At 73.4% G+C, this 19,639-nt stretch carries 14 protein-coding genes; 2 read left to right on the top strand and 12 right to left on the bottom strand.

Annotated elements, in window-relative coordinates:
• Positions 1-2: 2 nt before the first annotated feature.
• The 9 genes from ACZ4YY_RS13930 to ACZ4YY_RS13890 all read right to left on the bottom strand — a co-directional run bounded on the left by ACZ4YY_RS13930 (position 3) and on the right by ACZ4YY_RS13890 (position 12,936).
• Positions 3-1,253, bottom strand: coding sequence for a ketosynthase chain-length factor (locus ACZ4YY_RS13930; RefSeq protein WP_468288368.1), 1,251 nt, complete (start codon positions 1,251-1,253; stop codon positions 3-5).
• Positions 1,250-2,518 carry a beta-ketoacyl-[acyl-carrier-protein] synthase family protein gene (locus ACZ4YY_RS13925; protein WP_468288366.1) on the bottom strand — a complete coding sequence of 423 codons (1,269 nt, stop codon included), beginning with the start codon at positions 2,516-2,518 and terminating at the stop codon, positions 1,250-1,252. Before ACZ4YY_RS13925 ends, ACZ4YY_RS13930 begins: the two co-directional genes overlap by 4 nt.
• Entirely contained in the window at positions 2,515-2,949 is a 435-nt protein-coding gene (locus ACZ4YY_RS13920) for a cupin domain-containing protein (protein WP_468288575.1), read from the bottom strand. Before ACZ4YY_RS13920 ends, ACZ4YY_RS13925 begins: the two co-directional genes overlap by 4 nt.
• 111 nt (positions 2,950-3,060) lie before the next feature.
• Positions 3,061-4,218 carry a SchA/CurD-like domain-containing protein gene (locus ACZ4YY_RS13915; protein ID WP_468288363.1) on the bottom strand — a complete coding sequence of 386 codons (1,158 nt, stop codon included), beginning with the start codon at positions 4,216-4,218 and terminating at the stop codon, positions 3,061-3,063.
• 224 nt (positions 4,219-4,442) lie between these two features.
• Positions 4,443-6,104: an FAD-dependent oxidoreductase gene (locus tag ACZ4YY_RS13910; protein ID WP_468288361.1), complete on the bottom strand. Its 1,662-nt coding sequence runs from the start codon at positions 6,102-6,104 to the stop codon at positions 4,443-4,445.
• Between the two features lie 564 nt (positions 6,105-6,668).
• On the bottom strand, positions 6,669-8,702 hold the full coding sequence (locus ACZ4YY_RS13905; RefSeq protein ID WP_468288358.1) for a trypsin-like serine peptidase: 2,034 nt from the start codon (positions 8,700-8,702) through the stop codon (positions 6,669-6,671).
• A 1-nt stretch (position 8,703) separates the two neighbouring features.
• On the bottom strand, positions 8,704-10,557 hold the full coding sequence (locus tag ACZ4YY_RS13900) for a peroxidase family protein (RefSeq protein WP_468288355.1): 1,854 nt from the start codon (positions 10,555-10,557) through the stop codon (positions 8,704-8,706).
• Positions 10,558-10,615: 58 nt separating this feature from the next.
• On the bottom strand, positions 10,616-12,529 hold the full coding sequence (locus tag ACZ4YY_RS13895; RefSeq protein ID WP_468288352.1) for a GMC family oxidoreductase: 1,914 nt from the start codon (positions 12,527-12,529) through the stop codon (positions 10,616-10,618).
• Entirely contained in the window at positions 12,526-12,936 is a 411-nt protein-coding gene (locus ACZ4YY_RS13890; RefSeq protein ID WP_468288349.1) for a hypothetical protein, read from the bottom strand. Before ACZ4YY_RS13890 ends, ACZ4YY_RS13895 begins: the two co-directional genes overlap by 4 nt.
• A gap of 243 nt (positions 12,937-13,179) precedes the next feature.
• On the opposite strand from ACZ4YY_RS13890, the gene ACZ4YY_RS13885 reads away from it, so the two are divergent.
• Complete coding sequence (locus tag ACZ4YY_RS13885) at positions 13,180-14,043, top strand: leishmanolysin-related zinc metalloendopeptidase (protein ID WP_468288347.1); 864 nt, start codon at positions 13,180-13,182, stop codon at positions 14,041-14,043.
• Positions 14,044-14,203: 160 nt separating this feature from the next.
• Positions 14,204-14,572: a hypothetical protein gene (locus ACZ4YY_RS13880; RefSeq protein ID WP_468288344.1), complete on the top strand. Its 369-nt coding sequence runs from the start codon at positions 14,204-14,206 to the stop codon at positions 14,570-14,572.
• A gap of 76 nt (positions 14,573-14,648) precedes the next feature.
• Here the strand turns inward: ACZ4YY_RS13880 and ACZ4YY_RS13875 are convergent, their stop codons facing one another.
• From ACZ4YY_RS13875 to ACZ4YY_RS13865, 3 genes are all read right to left on the bottom strand, one after another.
• On the bottom strand, positions 14,649-16,040 hold the full coding sequence (locus ACZ4YY_RS13875) for a Tat pathway signal sequence domain protein (protein ID WP_468288341.1): 1,392 nt from the start codon (positions 16,038-16,040) through the stop codon (positions 14,649-14,651).
• Between the two features lie 514 nt (positions 16,041-16,554).
• Positions 16,555-17,256 (bottom strand): M15 family metallopeptidase, encoded by a 702-nt coding sequence (locus ACZ4YY_RS13870; RefSeq protein ID WP_468288338.1) that lies wholly within the window; start codon positions 17,254-17,256, stop codon positions 16,555-16,557.
• Between the two features lie 28 nt (positions 17,257-17,284).
• The gene (locus ACZ4YY_RS13865; protein WP_468288335.1) at positions 17,285-19,459 is read right to left on the bottom strand and encodes a glycoside hydrolase domain-containing protein; all 2,175 of its coding nucleotides are present in this window, start codon (positions 19,457-19,459) and stop codon (positions 17,285-17,287) included.
• Between the last annotated feature and the right edge of the window lie 180 nt (positions 19,460-19,639).

Raw genomic sequence — 19,639 nt, 5'->3', positions numbered from 1 at the left:
CGCTACGAGGCGTCGGCGGCGCGGTGCCGCAGCACCAGCGCCGAGTTCGACCCCATGAGGCCCCGGCTGAGCACCAGCGCCGTGCGCAGCTCGGCGGTGCGGGCCCGTCCGGTCACGAGGTCGAGGTCGTGGCAGACGTCGAAGACGTTCGGGGTCGGCGGGATCACGCCGTTCTCCAGCGCGAGCACCGCCGCCGCGGTGTCCAGCACGGGCGCCGCGCAGTACCCCCGGCCGATCCCCGTCTTCGGCGCGGTGACCGGCACCCGCCGGCCGTGGGCGCCGAGGGCGTCGGCGATCGCCAGCGCCTCGGCGCGGTCCGCCGCCGGCACACCGAGGGCGTCGGCGAAGACCACGTCGATCTCCTCGGGCGCGCATCCCGCGTCCTCCAGGGCGGCGCGGACGGCCTGGGCGAGCCCCTCGCGGGACTCCTCCCAGCGGGAGGCACCGGTGAACGTCGCCGCGTGCCCCGCGAGGGTGGCGCGCAGCCGCGCACCCCGCTCCCGGGCAGAGGTCTCCTCCTCCACGACGAGCATGGCGCCGCCCTCGGCCGGCACGAACCCGCAGGCCGCGTCCGTGAACGGGCGGTAGGCGCGGGTCGGGTCCTCGACGGTGCTCAGCTCCTCGTAACCGAGCTGGCAGACCATCGAGTACGGGGCGAGCGGCGCCTCGGTCGCGCCCGCCACGAGCACGTCCGTGCCGCGCCGCACGGCACGCGCCGCGTGCGCGAGGGCGTCCAGGCCACCGGCCTCGTCGGAGGCGACGACCGAACAGGGGCCCTTGAACCCCCGGCGGATGGAGATCTGGCCGGTGCTCGCGGCGTAGAACCAGGCGATGGACTGGTACGGGCCGACGAAACGGCTGCCCTTGCCCCACAGCTGCTGCAGTTCCCGCTGACCGAACTCACCGCCGCCGGAACCGGCCGCGGTGACCACGCCCACGGAGAAGGGTTCCTCACCGGTGTCGGCCTGCCCGAGACGGGCGTCGTCCAGCGCGAGGTCGGCCGCGGCCAGCGCGAAGTGCGTGAACCGGTCGGTCTGGACGAGGTAGCGCTCCTCGACGGCCGCCGTCGGCTCGAAGTCGCGGACCTCGCCGGCCACCCGCAGCGGCAGGTGCTCGCAGCCCTCGCGGGTGACCCGGTCGAGGACGCTGATGCCTTCCTTGGTGGCCTTCCAGAAGGCCTCGGTGCCGGTTCCGTTGGGCGCGACCGCGCCGATTCCGGTGACGGCCGCACGCCGTGTTCGGGGTTCGCTCATCGTGTCCTCTCCCTCGGCCGGGTCAGGACCACCGCGGACTGGAAGCCGCCGAACCCGCTGCCCACGGAGAGCACGTTGGTCAGCCTGCGCTCACGCGCGACGCGCGGGACGTAGTCCAGGTCGCACTCGGGGTCCGGGGTCTCGTAGTTCGCGGTGGGCGGGACGACCTGGTGGGCCAGGGCCAGCACACACGCGACGACCTCGATCGCCCCGATCGCGCCCAGGGAGTGACCCACCATCGACTTGATGGAACTCATCGGCGTGGAGTAGGCGTGCCGACCCAGCGCCCGCTTGACCGCCGCGGTCTCGTGACGGTCGTTCTGCTGGGTGCCCGAGCCGTGCGCGTTGACGTAGTCGATCGCCGTACCGTCGAGACCGGCCTGCGCCAGGGCGTCCTCGATGGCCCGGGCCATCTCCAGACCCTCACGGGTCAGACCCGTCATGTGGTAGGCGTTGCCGAACGTCGCGTAGCCGCCTATCTCGCAGTACACCCGCGCGCCGCGGGCCCTCGCGTGCTCGAGCTCCTCCAGGACGAGGACGGCACCGCCCTCGCCCATGACGAACCCGTCACGGTGGGCGTCGAAGGGGCGCGAGGCGTGCGCCGGGTCGTCGTTGTTCGGCGACGTGGCCTTGATCGCGTCGAAGCAGGCCATGGTGATCGGGGATATCGGGGAGTCCGAGGCGCCGGCCACGCACACGTCGGCCCGGCCCTCCTGGATGGTGTGGACCGCGTAGCCGACCGCGTCGAGCCCCGAGGTGCAGCCGGTGGAGACCGACTGCACCGGGCCGCGCGCCCCGAACCGCTCGGCCACGGTCGCGGCGAGCGTGCTGGGCGAGAACGCCCGGTGCAGATGCGGGCGTGCCTCCCGGTCGTCGACGTCCCAGCGCTCGCCCTGGTGGCTGACCAGCACGTAGTCCTGCTCCAGCCGCGTGGTGCCGCCGACCGCGGTGCCCAGCGACACACCGACCCGCCACGGGTTCTCGCGCTCCAGGTCAAGTCCCGCGTCCCGCATCGCCTCGTCCCCGGCGACCAGCGCGAACTGGATGTACCGGTCGCAGCGCGCCGACTGCTCCGAGTCCAGCCCCTGGGCCGCCGGATCGAAGTCGCACTCGGCGGCGATCCGCGACCGCAGACCGGCCGGGTCGAAGAACGTGATGCCCCGGGTCGCGGTGCGCCCGTTGGACAGCAGGTCCCAGAACGCCGGTACGCCGATGCCGCCCGGGGCGACGACGCCTATGCCCGTGACCGCCACCCGCCTGGTCATGAGATGACCTGACGTCGGTCGGCGGAGGACCCCGCGCCCACGGGCGCGTCCGCCGGGACGGGCACGGCGTCGGGGCCCTCGGTGTCCACGTGGCCGAGCGGCGGGCTCGGGGCCAGCGGACCGAGATGGAAGACGATGCGCGCCTCCACCTTGCCGACGTTGCGGAAACGGTGGCGCATGTGGGCGGGGATCATCAGCCCCTGCTCGGGCTGCAGCGGATGCGGGTCGCCGTCCAGGTCGACCTCCAGCTGCCCGCAGACCACGTACACGAACTCCTCGGAGTACGGGTGGTAGTGCTCCGCGATGCGGTCGCCGGGCTGCACGATGGCCACGCCCATGAAACCGCTGGTGGAGCCGACCGTGGTGGGGGTGAGCATGGCGCGCAGATCGCCGCCGCGCCGAGTGTTGGGCTCGACCTCGCTGAGATCCACGATTTTGAGACGGGGTTGGGTCACGACGTCGCTCCGATCGTGTGCTGTGTCGACAGAAGGGGGAGGACGGGGTCCGCCGCGTCCCGCGTACGGGACGGGCGGGACGCGTCGTCAGGCGTCGGGTGAACGGCGGTCGGTGACGGGCCGCATACGGGCGAGGTCCAGCAGCAGCGCCGGGGAGTCCGCCGACAGCGCGGAGGAGTCCGCGCCGAGCGCCTCGGCGTCGAGCAGCGCGATCACCTCGGCGGCCTGCGCGGGGTCCGCGAGACCGAGGACGGCGGCGGGGTCGGCGCCGATGCCGCCGCGCACGTCGACCAGCCGCACCACCACGTCGTCCCGCTGGAAGATCGTGCTGCGCAGCACCGGGCCGCGCGGGTCATCGGCCGCCGCCTCGTCCTGCTGGGCGAGCAGCTCGGCCAGTCGCAGTCCGCCGCCCGCCCGGGCCGGGTAGTACAGGGCGTGCCGCGCCGCGCCCGGGCCGTCCTGACCGGCCGTCACATGGTGGACGGCGGGCAGGGCCGCGCGGGTGAAGAAGACGCGGGCGGAGTCGGGGTCGTTGAGGTCGCGGTCCTGTTCGAGGTAGGGGTTGATGGCCTCCTCCACGGCCCGCACCTCGGGCTGGCGGGCCACGTGCCGCAGCGCGGCGAGCAGGTCGCCCCGCACCTCGATGGCCCGCACCACCCGGTTGCCGTGCATGAACAGCGAGGTGCGGCACAGCCGGGTGGTGTCGTCGACCTGCGGCTCGGGCGAGGCGTAGTCGGACAGCAGCTTGGCGACGGCCTCCTCGCTGCCCGGCCTGACGGTGAAGGTGAGCGCGTGGCGGATCAGCCCGTCGCCGATCCGGGGGGCCGTCTGGAGCCGGCGGCCGGCCGCCTCGGTGTGCGCCGCCGGGCCGCCGGTCTCGCGGACGACGTGGAAGCGCAGCGAGCGGGTGTCCCGGACGCAGCTGTGCAGCGGCTTCACCATCTGCACGTGCTCCTCGCTGTTCACCCAGGTGAGGAACGGCGGGGCGCTCTCCCACTCGCTGGTGATGAGCCACTGGGAGGGGTTCTCGATCGACTGGCACAGCTGGTCGCTGACGTGCCCGGGGACGGACGCGACCTGGTTGCACAGCTGCTCGTACGCCTCCAGGAACTGCTGGTGCGCTCCCTCGTGGACGTCCACGAGCAGGACGACCCGCAGCCGGGAGCCGTCGAAGACGGACTGGGAGACGTGGTGCGACACCTGTGGGGTCGGCGTCTGCGAAGCGGGGACGGACGTGGTGGTCATCCTGCGGGCAACTCCTTCGAGCAAGGGGGACAAGCGGACTGCGGCCTCGGTGCTGTGACGTGAGCGTGCCTCGATCCTTGGCCGGTCCCCTCCGGCGCGCGACTCCTATGGACTACCTGGGTGACCCGGGCGGGCCCCCGTGGTCCACGGGCCGATGCCGGGCGACACGGCCGGCGGACGTCCGAGGGCCCGCGGGGTGGTTCAGCCGGGTGACGCGGGGTGGTTCAGTCGAGTGACAGCACGGAGGTCAGGACCCGGCGCAGCGTCGACTCGGCGTCGGGGATCGCGCCGGGCGAGCGCCAGGCGACGAACCCGTCGGGGCGGACGAGCACGGCACCGGAGCGGGTCGTGCCGTGCAGTTCGCTCCAGTCGACGCCGTCCTCCGGGGTCAGGTCGCCGTCGGGGCCGGTTCCCAGGCGGTAGGAGACCAGCGGCAGGGACATCCGCTCGGCGAGGCGGGCGGCGGCCTCGTGCCACCCGTTCGGCTCACCGGCGTCGCTGAGCAGGACCAGCGACCGCTCGTAGAGGTCGAGGGTGGAGATCCGCTCGCCGCCCCGGCGGACCCACAGGTGGGGCGCCCTGCTGCCGGGTTCCCCGGTCAGGGTGAGCTGCTCCGGGACGACCGCGCCGTCGGGGTCGGTGCCGACGACGGCTCCGCTCGGGTAGCGGTAACCGAGGGCCACGTTGAGAATGCCGCGCTGCGGGGCGCCGCCGCCGGCGCCGGGCGGCGGGGCGAAACCGGGGTGGCTGTGCTCGGCCGAGCGGACGGCGGCCCGGGCGCTGGTGGCCTCGGCGACCGGGCGGCGTTCGGCGTCGTAGGACTCCATGAGCCCCTCGCCCGCCCAGCCGCCGAGGACCGCGGCCAGCTTCCAGGCCAGGTTGTGGGCGTCCTGGATCCCGGTGTTGGAGCCGAAGGCCCCGGTGGGGGACATCTCGTGCGCCGAGTCACCCGCCAGCAGGACGCGCCCCGAGCGGTAGCTGCGGGCGACGCGCTGGGCGGCGTGCCAGGGCGCCCGGCCGGTGATCTCCACGTCGAGGTCGGCGTCCCCGACGGCGCGGCGGATGTGCTCGGCGCAGCGCTCGTCGGTGAACTCCTCCAGCGTCTCGCCGTGTTCGGGATGCCAGGGAGCGTGGAAGACCCAGTGCTCGCGGTTGTCGACCGGCAGCAGGGCGCCGTCGGCGTCCGGGGTGGTCAGGTAGCACACGATGAAGCGGCGGTCGCCCACCACGTCGGCGAGACGGCGGGAGCGGAAGGTCACGCTGACGTTGTGGAACAGGTCGCCGGGGCCGCTCTGACCGATGCCGAGCTGTTCCCGGACGGGACTGCGCGGGCCGTCGGCCGCCACCAGGTACCGGGCGCGGATCGTGGTGTGCTCGCCGGTCTCCCGGCTCTTGACCAGGGCGGTGACACCGGTCGGGTCGGTGTCGAACGACATCATCTCGGTGTTGTAGCGCAGATCGCCGCCGAGTCCGACGGCGTGCTCCAACAGGACGGGCTCCAGGTCGTTCTGGCTGCACAGGCACCAGGACGTCGGGCTGAAGCGGGCCAGACCGCCGCCCGGGTCGATGTCCCTGAACAGCCACTCGCCCTCGTCGCCGACGAGCCGGGGTGCCTGCAGGATGCCGTGGTTGTCGGCCAGGGTGGCCGCCGCGTCGTGGATCGCCCGCTCGACGCCGGCCACCCGGAACAGCTCCATCGTGCGGACGTTGTTGCCGCGTCCCCGGGGATGGATGGAGGTACCGGCATGGCGTTCCACGAGGATGTGCGGTACGCCCAGCCGGCCCAGAAACAACGATGTCGACAGTCCGACCAGGGAACCGCCGACGATGAGGACCGGGACCTCCTCCTGTGCCGTGGGGCCGGCTCGACCGGCTCTTTCGTTCATCACTCGCCTCCAGCGCCTTCTGTCCGCCGGCTCGGCCGGATCCGGCCGGCGACGTTCATCCATGCCCCGCGAGGCTCACGGCGTCTCAGGCTTCACCCGCTTAACCGCCCGGCGAGCCGGCCGCCCGGCGCGGCGGTCGCGGGCGCGCCCGTGGCACCGGCGCGCCGACGGATTCCGGCCCGTGCCGGTGACAGGGCGCCACCGCCCGGACCGCAGGAGGAACGCCGTGGCGGTGGCGGCGGTCCGGGCCGCCCCGCTGTCGCTGCCGGCCCCGGCGGACGCCGCCACCGCCACTGCCACCGACACCGCCCGCGAAGACGCACGGCGCCCGGTGCGGAGTCCGGACGATCCGTACGAGACGGCCCGCCACCACACCGCGCTCGGCCTCCTCGCGTGGGAGGAGGCCACCGGCGCGCCGCCCCGGGACGGCGGCGGCGCGCGCGACCGTCCGACGCGGCTCATTGCCGACGGCGGCTCGCCGCGTCTGCGACGAGCCGCCGTCGACGTGCTGGAGGCCCTCGCACCCGCTGACCCACCTGGGAGCGGATGCGGTCCCGCGACGGCTCAGCGCCGCAGGGAGCCGTCGATCGACCGGGCGACCTCGGTGTGGGAGAGGTACTCCTCGATCTTGTGGGCCCGGCCGCGGGGGTTGACGACGGCGAGATCGACCAGGCCGTCGGCCCAGTCGTCGCCCAGCGGGCAGCCGATGGCCACCGCGTCGGTCGGGCACCACACGTTGAGCCAGTCGGCTACCGGGTCAGGACGCTTGGGCCCGCCGACGAGCAGCCTGCTGTACACGCTGTCCAGTCCCAACGGACTGCCCGCCGTCGTGAGGTGGACGACGTTCACCTGCGGCGACAGCCGGGTGACGAGGTCCAGGGCGACGACCGAGCCGAGGCTGTGACCGACGAGGACGACCTCTCCCGACGTCGGCATCGTGCCGAGCACGCAGTCCAGGACGTCGTCCCGGACGCGCGGGTCGTCGAGGTAGGCGGCCACGTCACGGAGGAACAGGGCGATCGTCCAGGCGTCGAGGTCGCTGCGCGCGGCCAGCCAGCTCAGCCGGCGCTGCAGGGCCCCGACCACGTCCCCCAGGCCGACCCGCTCACCGGCCGACAGACCCTCGGGCGGCAGGAACCACTTCGTCGCCGCCTCGCCGACGATCTCCTCGTAGACCGCGCGGGTCGCGGGGTCGGCGGGGATGACGACCTCCGCGGCCGTGGCGGACGTCCCGACGACGCGCGGCACCGACTCGCGCGCGGCGAGGGACTCCACCAGCTTGTCGCCGTAGAACGGGAACCAGACGTCCTCCGGATCGAGCGGGCGCAGCCCGGCGCGGACCAGCCCCTGGTTGAGTCCGGCCGTCCAGTTGCGGCGCAACTGCTGGGGGTCCTTCTCCTGCTGGTCACGGCCGTGCAGGAAGACCAGATGCCGTGCACCGCCGAACGCGTCGCCGCGGCCCGGCAGGCCCACGCCCGCCGCCCGCTCGGCGGCCGGTGCCGGGACGGCCGCCGGGGAAGCCGGGACGGGAGCCGCGGCCGCGCCGAGCGGCGCCCCCGGCGCCTGGAGCCCCGACTCGGGGCCCATCTCGGCCAGCAGCGCCCGCTCCCGGGGGGTGAGCGGCAGGGCGGCGAGGTGCCGCAGGACGGAACTGATCCGGACGCCCTCGTTGGCCACCCAGTCGATGGCGTCGTCACCGTCCCCGGGCTGCCACACCTGTCCGTCGCCGCGCAGGACCCGGCCCCGGTCGTCGGTCCTCGGCACACCGCTGTGGTGGAGCGCCACGACCTCCCACTGGTCGTTGTAGACCGGGGAGCCCGAGTTCCCCGGCTCGGTGTCGGTCCGGTAGTGGAGGAAGTCGTCGAGGCGCAACTGGAGCACGTTGTCGCGGACGGCGATCTCCTTCAGCCGGCCCATCGGGTGGCCGACGACGTTGACGGGCTCGCCGATCACCAGCTTGCCCAGCTGGGCGCTGAGCCGGTTCCAGCCGAACGTCTCCCCGGGCGGCCGCCGGTCCGCGCCCGGCGCGACCTGCACCAGCGCGAAGTCGAGACGCTCGTCCGCCACGAAGAACCCGTCCGGGTCGAGCTCCAGCCGCGTCGGCGCCTGCGGGGTGTTGTCGACGCTGACCTGCGCCTCGAACTCCGCGAACCCCTGCCGGGCGGCGTCCGCGTCGGGCAGCACGTGGTGGTTGGTCATCAGCAGGTTCGGCGACACGAGGAAGCCGGTGCCGATGGGCAGCTCGCGGCCGTTCTCCCGCACCGAGATCCGGGCGACCGTCCGCGCCGCCCGGGCGCCGCGCGGCAGGAAGCTCCACGCCTGGAGGTCCTTCGACACGCCGAGGATGCGCTCGTAGGCGGCGGGCGCGCTCAGCGGCTCCGCGCGGACGGCCTCCACCACCAGCGCGGCCGACACCGCCTGGTGGTCGAGCAGCCGCGCCGCGCGCGCCGCGAGGGCGTCCTGCGAATCCGGGAAGGCGACCCCGGCGTCCCGCTGCCGCTCGACCGCCCGGCGCTTCTCGCTGCTCTCGCCGTAGCGTGCGGTCGCGGCGGCGAGCTGGTGTTCCCGCTCCTCGCGGGACCTGTCCGTGACCGCCATGTCAGGTCACCGTCCTCGTGGCGGTGTGCCACGGCACGAAGGCGTTCGTCAGCCCCGCGAGGGCCGAGCGCAGCTCCGGGTGGTGGCGCAGCAACACCGTGATCATGCTGTTGTCGTCGATCCAGGCCATGCCGGCCCTGGAGTACACCTCGGGGGTGTAGTACTCGGTGAAGAAGCGGTCGCTGTTGAGCCGACGCGAGGCCATCAGGATGAAGATGCGGAACGCGGTGTCGCTGAACGCGAACCCGGCCGGCAGCTTCTCCGCGTACAGACCGACCATGAGGTCGACCTTCTCGATGTCGCCGTCGTAGAGCCGCTCGATCTGCTCCGCCCACTGCGGGTCGTGCGTCAGCTCGGCGAAGCTCGCCGCCGGCTTCAGCCGCAGCAGCCGCCGGAACTCGTTGTAACGGGGCACGCCCAGCTCGCGCGAGCGCAGGATGTCGGTGGCGGCGAGGTCCTGGAGATGCCCGTCCGGACGCTCGAACTCCTGGAGGAACCTCGGGAAGTTGTGCAGGGTCACCAGTCCGGGGTGGAGCGTGCCGAAGCTGTACAGCAGGTCGGCCGTCTCGGTGGTCTCCAGGACCTTCAGCGCCCCGGGCCCGGAGATGTCGCGGAGGGTGCAGTGCCGCAGGGTCCCGTCGTCGGCGGCGGACCGCAGGTGCCACTCGTCACGGATGAGCGGATGCATGCGGTAGACGGCGACGAACTCCTCGGTGAGCGAGTACGGGACGCCGTAGTGGTCCCTCTCGCCGCCGGGGATGCCGCTGACGACCTCGCTGCGGCTGATCCGGCCGAACAGGTTGTGCACGCGTTCGCCCGCTACGCCCCACCAGTTGGCCCGCAGCGCCTTGACGGTCGTGGGATGGCTGATGACGGCCGGGGTCCACTCCACGGTGTGGATCTTGGCGAGGAGCGCGGCGTTCACCAGCCGTGCCCGCTGGAACAGCTCCTCGTCGCCCCACGACGGGTACGCGCCGTGCAGGTGGTCGCAGATCGCGTTGTGCTCCCGGGCGAAGAGGTTCTGCATCATGGCGAGGCCCAGCCAGAACCCCGGCACCCGCGAGGGATCGCGCGAGGGGTCCGAGGGGAAGGGGGACTGCTCGTCGTCCCACAGGTGGATCCTGCCCAGCTCACCGGTGCGCATCAGCCGCTGCTCGGCCTCGTTCGTCCCGTAGATCTGCGAGGCGTCCCACCAGTGGGAGGAGACGTTGACGCGGGTGTCGGGCGTCCCCGCGGGCGCCTGCGGGTCGCGCGTCGGGTCGTCCGGCGTCCGCATGATCCGCATCGGGTGCTCGGGCCACGGGTCGTCGTCCAGGAGCGGCACCTCCCAGGGGCGTTCCGCGGGACTCGTCCCGTGGCTGAACCAGTCGCGGATCATGAACTGGAGCCAGGCGGCGACCAGCGAGTTGACCGACTCGGCCGGGGTCAGCTCCTCGCGGGTGAGCAGAGCGCGGCTGACCTCGCGCGGACTCGGCCGCGACAGGACCTCCTCGGGGGTGGCCGGAGCGATCCGGTCCAGCGGGATGTTCCGGCCGAAACGGGTGCCCGCCATGCCCATCCGCGGATCGTCGAGGTCGTTGTGGCTCCCGTCCGCGGTCCGTTCGACCCTGTGCTTCTCGGACGGGGGCGCGGGCTGCGGCGGGTTCACCGAGGGCAGGTGCCCGGTGTCGTGGAGGTTCTGCTGGCGGAGCTTGACGCGCAGCCCGAGGAGCGTCAGCACGCCCGGCAGGACGGGCAGCCTGTCCCAGCCGATGCGCCGGTCGACGTACTCGGCGGCGCCGGTGACGATCCGCCAGGGGAGGGACGTACGGTATCCGGCCGAGGAAGGCCGGTCGGCGTGTCGGTGCTTGGTCATGGCGGTACTCCTTCGGTAACTCCCGGCCGTGTCGCCGGGCGGTCGGAACCGGCCGCGTTCAGGGGCGGTCCGGGGTGCCGAGGATCACGTCGCTCGCCTTCTCGCCGATCATGTAGATGGGGAGCGCGACGAAGAACCCGGGAATGCGCGGGAACACCGAGGCGTCGACGACCCGCAGCCGGTCCACCCCGCGCACCCGGAAGTCGCTGTCGACGACGGCCGAGGGATCGTCCGCCCGTCCCATCCGGCAGGTGCAGGACGCGTGGTGGCCCCATGCCTCGTCCCGCACGAAGCGGCGCACGTCCTCGCTGCTGCTGACCGCCTCCCCGGGACACAGTTCCTCGCGGACCACCGGGCCGGCCCTGCGGTTCATGCCGCGCACGAACTCCACGGCGGAACACATCGCGTCGAGGTCCAGCTCGTCCTTGTCGGTGCCCTCGGCGAAGTAGTGGAAGTTCACCAGCGGCGTGTCCCGGGGGTCGGCGGAACGCAGCCGCACCCGGCCCCCGGTGTTGTGGGTGCGGCTCTTGAGCACGACCCAGGTGAAGACGTCCCGACGGCGTGTCAGGTCGAGCGAGTAGCCGGGTCGGTAGCCGCGGAAGTCGAAGGGCCCGCCGAACACGAACAGGTCGGGGGCGTCCAGCTCCGGACGGGACTTGCGGGTGATGCCGACCACGGCGCCGTTCGTCGTGTACAGGCCCTCGCCGCGCTGCCACGCCCGGTAACAGCGGTCCGGCACGCTCCCGGGCCGCGGCGCGTGGAAGTCGCAGTCCTTGATGACGGGGAACTCCCGGTCCATACGGCTGACCACGCCCACCTCGTACCGGTCCTGAAGGTGCGTGCCCACGCCCTGCAGATCGACCCGCACGGGGATGCCGTGCCGGTTCAGCTCCTCGCGCGGCCCGATGCCCGAAAGCATCAGCAACTGCGGCGAGTTGAAGGCTCCCGCGGCCAGGATCACCTCACGGGAGGCGAGGACCCTGCGCAATACCGGGGCCTCGCCGTCCGGCCGGCTTGCGGGGTCCGCCCGGTAGACGTGCGCCCCGTCCAGGTAGTCGACGCCCGTCGCCGCCCCGTCCCCGTCCAGCACGACCCGGGCCGCCAGCGCGTTCGTCCGCACCACCAGGGTGTCCGGACGGGCGCGCTGCACCGCCAGCACCCGTTCGCGCACGGCGCTGCGCCGCCCGTCGGCCGTGGACAGGGGGATCTGCCACAGCCCCTGTAGCGCCCGCGTCTGCACCAGCCAGTCGTTGGGGTCGACGAGGGATCCCAGGCCCTCCAGCGGGGACAGCGGCCGGTCCAGGAACTCGGCCAGCGACGTCTCCGCCGCGGAGAGGATCACCTTCAGCAACTGCTTGTCGCGCACGATCAGTTCCGGGTCGGCGAGCGCGGTCGGCAGCCAGCCGTCGAAGCCGTGCCGCGCCGCGTTGCGGTAGCGGCCGGCCGTGAAGGGCAGCGACCTCAGCAGCGCCGCCAGCAGCGCGTTGGCGGGCGGCTTCCTGGGCCGCGGCCGGTAGGTGCAGCGCTCCAGCCGCTCGAAGTACCGGCGCATGGCCGTACTGCGCCAGGTCGCGTCACCGGTCTCCTCCGCGATCGCGTCCCAGTCGCGGTTGTACGGGTACACGGTGATCAGCGCGTGGTGGGCGGTGCAGCCGCCGACGGTCCCCGCCCGCGGGTAGAGGACGCCGTCCCGTTCCGGGACGAGCTTGCCGTCCCGCCGCTGCTGGGCCTCGTCCTCGTAGTGCCGCACGAAGTAGTTCCAGCACTGCACGGGGTCCTCGGAGGCGTCCGCGTGGAACGCGGGGACGCGGTAGGTGTCGTTCTCGGTGGCGTCGCCCGCGTCGAGCAGCAGGGTGCGTCTGCCGGCGGCGGCCAGGTTGGCCGCCAGCGGCCCGCCGCCGGCGCCCGCGCCGACGACGACGTACTCGAAGCCCGTCTCGGCCGGGGGAGCGGGACCGGGTTCGGCCGTCATTTCCGCCTCCGGCCCCGCGAGTCGGCGCGGGAGGTGGCGGCGGTGGCCAGGACCGTGTTGGCGGCCGAGATGGCCGTGGTCAGTACCGCGGTGCGCGGTGGAAGCCGACCGCTGAGGCCGAGCATGGCGGCCGTCGCGGTGTCACTGGCGTGGATGAGGACACCGTCGCGCAGGTCGTCCCGGAGCCGCTCGCCGTGGTGGGTCAGCAGATCCAGACCGAGCAGCACGGTGCGGATGCCGAACAGCCGGAAGGCGTAGACGGCTGCCGGGCTGTGCGGCTCGCGGCCGGGGTCCAGACGCCGGATGAGCAGGGCCGGGGCCAGGAGTCCGGCGGCTCCGTTGAAGACCCGGATGCCCGCGAGCAGGTAGACCGGGACAGGGCGGGGGAGGGCACGCTTCACGGCCATGGTCTCTCCTGAAGATGCGGTGTTCCTGCGGCGACGAGCACCGCCGCCGGGCCCCCCGGAAAGAGAAGCATCGAGGAAGAACCCCCCTGAAACACTCCGTTTCCATGCTAGGAGGGCCTCGGGGCCGCTGCATGTCGAGGAGGCGCGGGCGCGGGCCCCGCCCCCCGCGCATCCCTCACCCGACCGGCCTAGTCTGGGCATGAGGGGGTGACCCGCGTTGGGGCCGACATGAGGAGTACCGCGATGGGAAAGGTCGCGACGAACACCTTCCAGACGTACCGAGCGGTCGCCAGTTTCGAGCGGGCCAGGGAAATCGCCCGCACGACATCGCCGTTCACCATCGAGGTCCGCTTCCTCGGCGGACTGACGAGCCATCAGCAGGACGCCTTCGCCGCGGCGGCCGACCGCTGGGCCCGGGTCATCGTCGGGGACCTGGACACCGCGCTCGTCGGCGGTGACGTCATCGACGACCTGCTGATCGAGGCCGAAGGGGTGGACATCGACGGCACCGGCGGCGTGCTGGGGATGGCCGGGCCCACCGACTTCCGCGACGGGACCGCCCAGTTCGGCAAGTTCCTGCCGGCGAAGGGCGTGATGCGGTTCGACTCCGCCGACCTGGCCCGGATGGAGACGGACGGCACGCTCGTCGACGTCATCACCCACGAGATGGGACACGTCCTGTGCATCGGCACCCTGTGGGCGGACTTCGGTCTCCTCAAGGGCGCCGGCACCTCGAACCCGACCTTCGTCGGCGAGGGCGCCATGGCGGAGTTCGCCGCACTCCTCGGTGAGGAGGAACCGGCCCCGGTCCCGGTCGCCAACTTCGGCGGACCCGGCACCCGGGACAGCCACTGGCGCGAGGCCGTCTTCGTCCACGAACTGATGTCGCCGTTCATCTCCGGCGCGGACAACCCGCTGAGCCGGATGACCGCGGCGAGCCTCGGCGACATGGGCTACCAGGTCGACCTCGACGGCGCCGAACCCTACGAGCTCCCGGACCTGCTGCAGATCGCCAGGGAAGGCGCCCTCGTACCGCACACGGCGCCCCTCGGCGACGGCATGATGCTCCCCGTCGTGCCCACCCGGCTGCCCGCCGCGACGCCGTAGAACCACCCGGGGCCGCGGCGGTCACCGCCGTTCGGCTGCCGCGGCCCCCGTCCTTCCCCGCCTCCCACCAGGCCGTTCAAGAATCGGCCAAGGTTTCCTCCCGGCGCGGCTGCCACGGTCGTGTCGACCGAGATCCTCTCCCTCACCCTTGGAGGAAACCATGCAGACGCGCCGCCTTCTGGCCGGTGCCGGTGCCGCCGCGGCCCTCGTGTTCGGTGCCGTGGCCACCCCGACCGCCCAGGCCGCCACCACGGCCGTCACCTGCGGCAACGCCTACTGGCCGCACACCGACGAGGACCCCTTCGGCGGCACGGTGAGCAAGTCCTCCGCGGCCGCCGTCCACACCGGTCCGTACGGGGCGTGCACCATCGTGGGCTACGTCTCCCCGGGCACCTACGTCGACTACGACTGCTACGTCGCCAACGACTACGGCAACACGTGGACGTGGATCCGGGACGAGAACGGCAGCAGCCTCGGCTGGATCTACGACGCGTACCTGGACGACGGGGGCTCCAACTTCCGCTGCTGAGCGGGGAGTCGACCAGCGGAACACGGCGACGGGCCGGTCCGGCGGGAACCTCCGCCGGGCCGGCCCGCACGCGTGGTCAGGCGCGCAGCGGGTTGGCGCGTGCCGCCGCCATCAGGTACCAGGCGGTGGCCCCCGTGTGCCGGTACGGGTAGTAGCCGAACCCGAAGCCGGTGTCGAGCGGACTGCTCGCCGAGACGACGCCCGACCGTTCCGCGAGGGCCCTGCCGCCCACGGTCTGGCCGCTCCCGAGCAGGTCCTGCGCCCGTTCGATCGAGGCGATCAGCCGCCGGGCGCGGGCCCCGTCGCCGCGGGCGCCGCGGTGGCTCAGCGCGAGCGCCAGATGGGCCGTGCCCTCGAACCACACGCCGTTGCGGTCCGGCCGGGGCTGCCCCTCGGCGATCGGGGCGTCCTCGTCCGCGACCAGAGCGGCGGAGCTGAAGGTGACCCCCTCGTAGGACTGGCCCACCGGGACGGTGCTGTTGGGGCGGTCGGCGGTGTCGAGCACGGCGAGTTCGCGCGACGCCCAGTCCAGCGACCGCGCGTACGCGGGGGAGGGCAGCGCCAGCCGGGTCCAGGTCTGGGTGTCCTCCGGGATCGGCGACCTGTTGACGGTGACACCGTCGTTGGTCCCCGTGTAGAAGAAGCCCGCCGACGGTTCCCACATCCGGCGGACGAACGCCGCCGCCCGCGCACGCCGCTCCAGCCACATCCCGTCCCCGGTGAGCCGGGCGAGCCGTCCGAACAGGGCGATCAGGTCGGTGTTGTGCTCGGTGGAGGTGAACGGCAGCCGCCGGTCCGCGCCGTCGACGCCGAACTTGTAGCCGCCGAGGGGCTCGTCGGTGCGGCCGACGCGCTCGATCCACTCGCCGATGCGGACGGCGCCGGAGAGGAAGCGGCGCCGGCCCGTCCGCCGGGCGAGGGCGCTCAGCGCGAGGCCCGCCCATGCCATGTCGCCCACGGCGGTTCCGGTGAAACCGAACTGCGTGCCGACGTTGGCCGTCCCGTCCGCACGGACGAAGCCGTCGGGCTGGGGCGAGCCGTCGTAGAAGGTGTACGGACCCACGTTGTAGGCCTGGCGCAGCCGGCCGTCGTCGTACACGGGGTCGTGCGTCTGGGCGTACAGGAGCGCGTCACCGAGCGTCTCGGCCCGGGTGCGGGCGTCCCGGCCGGGGGCGGTGAGGAGGGCCAGGACCGCGAGGGCGTTGTCGTAGGTGAACGCCGTACTGAACAGGCCGGCCTGGTCGGTGTAGCTCTGCGCCAGCCGTCGGGCGCCGTGGTCCGGGTAGGCGTCCATGGCGGAGGCGAGGAACGCGTGGGCGCGCCGTGGCGCGGAGGAGCCGCCCGCCGGGGAGCGGTCCGCGGCCGCGCCGGGGCCGGCGGCGACGAGGACCGCCGTGCCGGCACCGAGCCCGGTCCCGATGAGCGCGCGGCGGCTGAGTCCCGGGCCTGGAGTACCGGTGCCGGTCATGGATCTCCTTGGAGGGGGAGGCAGGGGTGGTGGTGTGCTCGGCACACGCTCGGGCGCCCTCTTGAGAGCGCTCTCACGGATGCGCGCTCATTCTGCTGTCAGCCCGGGGCGCGGTCAACGCCCCTGCCCCAGCGGACCGTTGGGGGCCGGCGTCCGGTGGGCGGGCCGAAGGGGGGACCGCCGGCCCCCGTACGGCGCGCCTTGCCCTCGCACCCGCCCCCTCCCGCCCGGTGGCCGGGACTGGGGCGGCGTACCGCGCCCCACCGCCGACGGGCCCACCTGACTCGGGCCGCCGACGGTGCCGGCCTGTCGCGCGGCCCCCTCGCGTTCGGTGGTCGTGCCCGGGGCGGCGTACCGCGCCCCACCGCCCACGGGCCCACCGGCGGTGCCGCCCCGTCGCGTCCGACCCCGGCGTGCCCGCCCCCGCAGGCCGGTTCGTCGGGTCGCTGAGGGGTCCTTGCACCATGAGCGCCTGGCAGGCCGCGCGGCCCGGGCGGGCCTGGTGCAAGGACCCCTAAGTAGCCTGTCGCCGTTGCAGTGCCCGCGCCGCGGCCCGGCGCTCGGTGTTCTGCGGGTCCTGTGCGACGCCCGCGCCCTCACCCGGCGTGGCGTTCCACCCGCGGAGCTTGGCGGCCACGCGCGGTACCTTCCCGGACGTGGGCGGGACGTCGATCTGGAAGTGGCCCTCGTCGGGCGTCGGGAAGTCGCCGCCCCACGCCACGACGCCCTCGCAGTCCGCGAGGATGTCGCGGATCACCGCCACCTGGTGGGGGAAGAACCCGCCCCGCACGCCCGCCGGGTAGGAGTCCGGGCGGATGTCCACCGCCGTGCCCGAGGCGTGGTTGGTCTCGTGCCCCGTCGTCACCGTCGGGCTCCGGTAGCCGATCACGTCACCGTCGCGCAGCGCCTCGACCTCGTAGTGGAAGCGGCGGACGACGTGCACGAGGATCGCCTCCACGTCGCCGATGGCCACCTCGACGTCGAAGCCGGTGCCCGGGACCGGGCGGGTCCAGACGCTGCCCGCGTCGTTGGGGGCGGTGTCGAGGGGCCAGCCGTTGGGGGAGATTCGGACGCGGTCCGCCGGGCCGCCCGCCGCCGGGCCGTCCCCGGAAGCCGTGGTCGCCGCGGTGACCGTCCCCGTCGTCCCGGCGACCGTGCCCACCGCGACCGCCGTGGTGACCGCCGAGCGCAGGAAGTGTCGTCGTGTCGCTGTCATGGATGCCTCTGCTCCTTCGTCGGGTCGGCTAACGGGCGGTGCGCAGGGGCGCGTAGTACTTCTCCAGGACCTGGTACAGCCCCCACTGGGCCGATCCGTCCGACCGTCCCGACGGCGACCCGAGGAAGTCCCCCAGGAGCCGTCGTGTGCTCTCCGGCGTGTCCGCCAGGCCCGGCCGCGGCAGCCCCAGGTCGTGCGCGGTCTTGATCAGGGCGTACGCGGCGGTGGCGATGCTGAACCCGTCGTCGTCGCGCAGCTTCCGCCGGACGGCGCCCAGGTCCGCCGGGTCGGACGCGTCGAGCCGGGGACCGCGCAGGATGCGCTGCTCGACGCAGTGGTCGCGGGCGGCGACGGCCGCCTCGGGGGAGAGCGGGACCAGACCGGCGGCCGTCGGCCCGCCGCGGCCCGTCGTCCCCGTGCGCACGGCCCACAGCACGCTCGCCGCGATGAGCGCCTTGCGCATCCGCAGCGTGCGGGCCAGATCGGTGAGGACGGCGTCGTGGGCGAGGAGCGCGTCGAACGCGGCCTGCGTGCTGCCCGCCCCCGCCACCACCGGGGTGGAGGCGGGCGCCGGATCCCCCGCGCCCCGCTCCGGCAGCCCCGCCGACGGCAGGTAGTGCCGTACGTCCGCCAGGGCCGCCGTCCGCAGCGAGAGGTCGAAACGGACGTCGAGGTCGGTCGCGACGGCCGGCGGGGCGTAGGAGATCTGGCCGAGGTCACGGCCCGAGGCGATGTTGTTGTCGATCTGGAGGGCGCCCTCGCCGCTGCCCAGGTCGATCGTGGCGATCTGGTCGAACGCCCAGTCCCCGGGCAGCGGCGAGGCCACGTTCCCGGTGTAGGCGGTGGACATGTCGGAGACGAAGCTCGCGGAGGTCAAGCCCTCGGCGCCGACCCGCGCGCACACGGCGCGGGGGCCGTAGATGCCGGTCAGGTAGCCGCGGCCGTCGGCGTCGACGGCGGCCTTGAGCGCGCGGAAGTAGGGCAGGACGCCCGTGGTGACCTCACTGTCCACGGCGTCGTAGTCGACCGCGAAGTAGATGCGCGTGCCCGGCAGGAAGCCGTGCTGGCCGGCCCAGTACAGGGCGTCGGCGGCGTCCGAGGCGCCCTGCGCGGCGGTGAAGTAGCTCGCCGCGGCACCGTTCGTCTGGTAGATCGGGAAGCAGCGCAGTCCGGCCGCGGCCATGGTCCGCAACTCGCCGGGCTTGATCATCTTGTCGAGCGAGGTGCCCGGAACGTTCGACAGGTACCGCCCCACCACCCGGTAACCCGCGGCGACCAGCGTCCGCGCGCGGGCGGCGGTGACCTCGGTGGAACAGTCCGCGGCGGTGCCCCTGCGCGTCGCGTCGCCGGTGGAGACCAGCAGGGACGCCCAGGTGGCGTAGTCGCCCTTCCCCGTCACGGGGATCCTCACGAACTCCTGGAAGACACACACCCGTCCGGCGAGGGCGATGTCGTACGTGTCGGTGAAGGCCACTCCGCGCCGCCGGGCGAACGCCATCGCCGCCGAGAACAACCGCACCCACGAGCCGGTCGACCCCACGGTCAGGGTCGCGGACCTGAGCCCGGCCTGGGTGCCCGGCCCGAACACCCCGTTGGCGGTGTCGTCGTTCATGCCGATCTCGTACTGGACGGCGAACAGCAGCGCCCGCTGCACGTCCCGCGAGGGGCGGCCGTCGCAGGCGACGACGGTGAACGCGGCCCGGCCGACGTACGTGGCGTTCATCCAGCGCTGCGCCGCCCGCACGGCCGGGCTGCCGTCCTCCTGGAGGGTGTACGCGTCCCTGTTCAGCAGCGCCTTGAACAGCTTGGGCACCACGGCGTCGCCCGGGTACGGCGCGTCGAGTCCGGAGTCCGCCTTCACCTGCCGTACGGCGGCGGCCAACCGGGCGTCGTGGGCGGCGTCCAGGTCGCCGGCGTCGTAGCCCTTGCAGTACAGGGCCGAGCGGACGATGCGTATGACGTTCGCCGGGACGGCCGCACCCGCGTCGATCACCGGCCAGGTGGCCGTGAGCCGCGCCAGCGTCGTGGGCCCGAAGTTGTCCGAGAGGGCGGTGATGCCCAGTTCGTACTGGAGGGCCCGGGTCAGCGCGTACAGGGTCGGCCAGTCGACGACACCGGTCTCCTCGACCTTGGTGATGCCGGGTACGTCGCCGTAGGTGCTGTTGATGAATCTCTGGGCACGCAGCACCCTTGCGTCGGACATGGAGGCGGTTCCTTTCGCATGGGGGGTCGGCGCACGGGAGGCCCCCCGGGCCCCACCGGCACCACGGTGAAAGGAAACAGCAGCACCATCACGGACGAAGGGGCACCCCTCCTCCTACCGGCCGGTCTCCTCAGGAAGCCCCCACAACTCCCCCAATCCACACGGCTTCGACAGGACGGC

It is taken from the genome of Streptomyces sp. NPDC030143 (genome assembly GCF_055573695.1).
Note: the sequence above shows the minus strand (reverse complement) of the source record. Positions and strands in the feature narration are given on the sequence as shown.

Coding starts and splice junctions, on each gene's coding strand:
- ACZ4YY_RS13930 (WP_468288368.1), bottom strand. CDS start 1,253: ATGAGCGAACCCCGAACACGGCGTGCGGCCGTCACCGGAATCGGCGCG.
- ACZ4YY_RS13925 (WP_468288366.1), bottom strand. CDS start 2,518: ATGACCAGGCGGGTGGCGGTCACGGGCATAGGCGTCGTCGCCCCGGGC.
- ACZ4YY_RS13915 (WP_468288363.1), bottom strand. CDS start 4,218: ATGACCACCACGTCCGTCCCCGCTTCGCAGACGCCGACCCCACAGGTG.
- ACZ4YY_RS13910 (WP_468288361.1), bottom strand. CDS start 6,104: ATGAACGAAAGAGCCGGTCGAGCCGGCCCCACGGCACAGGAGGAGGTC.
- ACZ4YY_RS13905 (WP_468288358.1), bottom strand. CDS start 8,702: ATGGCGGTCACGGACAGGTCCCGCGAGGAGCGGGAACACCAGCTCGCC.
- ACZ4YY_RS13900 (WP_468288355.1), bottom strand. CDS start 10,557: ATGACCAAGCACCGACACGCCGACCGGCCTTCCTCGGCCGGATACCGT.
- ACZ4YY_RS13895 (WP_468288352.1), bottom strand. CDS start 12,529: ATGACGGCCGAACCCGGTCCCGCTCCCCCGGCCGAGACGGGCTTCGAG.
- ACZ4YY_RS13890 (WP_468288349.1), bottom strand. CDS start 12,936: ATGGCCGTGAAGCGTGCCCTCCCCCGCCCTGTCCCGGTCTACCTGCTC.
- ACZ4YY_RS13885 (WP_468288347.1), top strand. CDS start 13,180: ATGGGAAAGGTCGCGACGAACACCTTCCAGACGTACCGAGCGGTCGCC.
- ACZ4YY_RS13880 (WP_468288344.1), top strand. CDS start 14,204: ATGCAGACGCGCCGCCTTCTGGCCGGTGCCGGTGCCGCCGCGGCCCTC.
- ACZ4YY_RS13875 (WP_468288341.1), bottom strand. CDS start 16,040: ATGACCGGCACCGGTACTCCAGGCCCGGGACTCAGCCGCCGCGCGCTC.
- ACZ4YY_RS13870 (WP_468288338.1), bottom strand. CDS start 17,256: ATGACAGCGACACGACGACACTTCCTGCGCTCGGCGGTCACCACGGCG.
- ACZ4YY_RS13865 (WP_468288335.1), bottom strand. CDS start 19,459: ATGTCCGACGCAAGGGTGCTGCGTGCCCAGAGATTCATCAACAGCACC.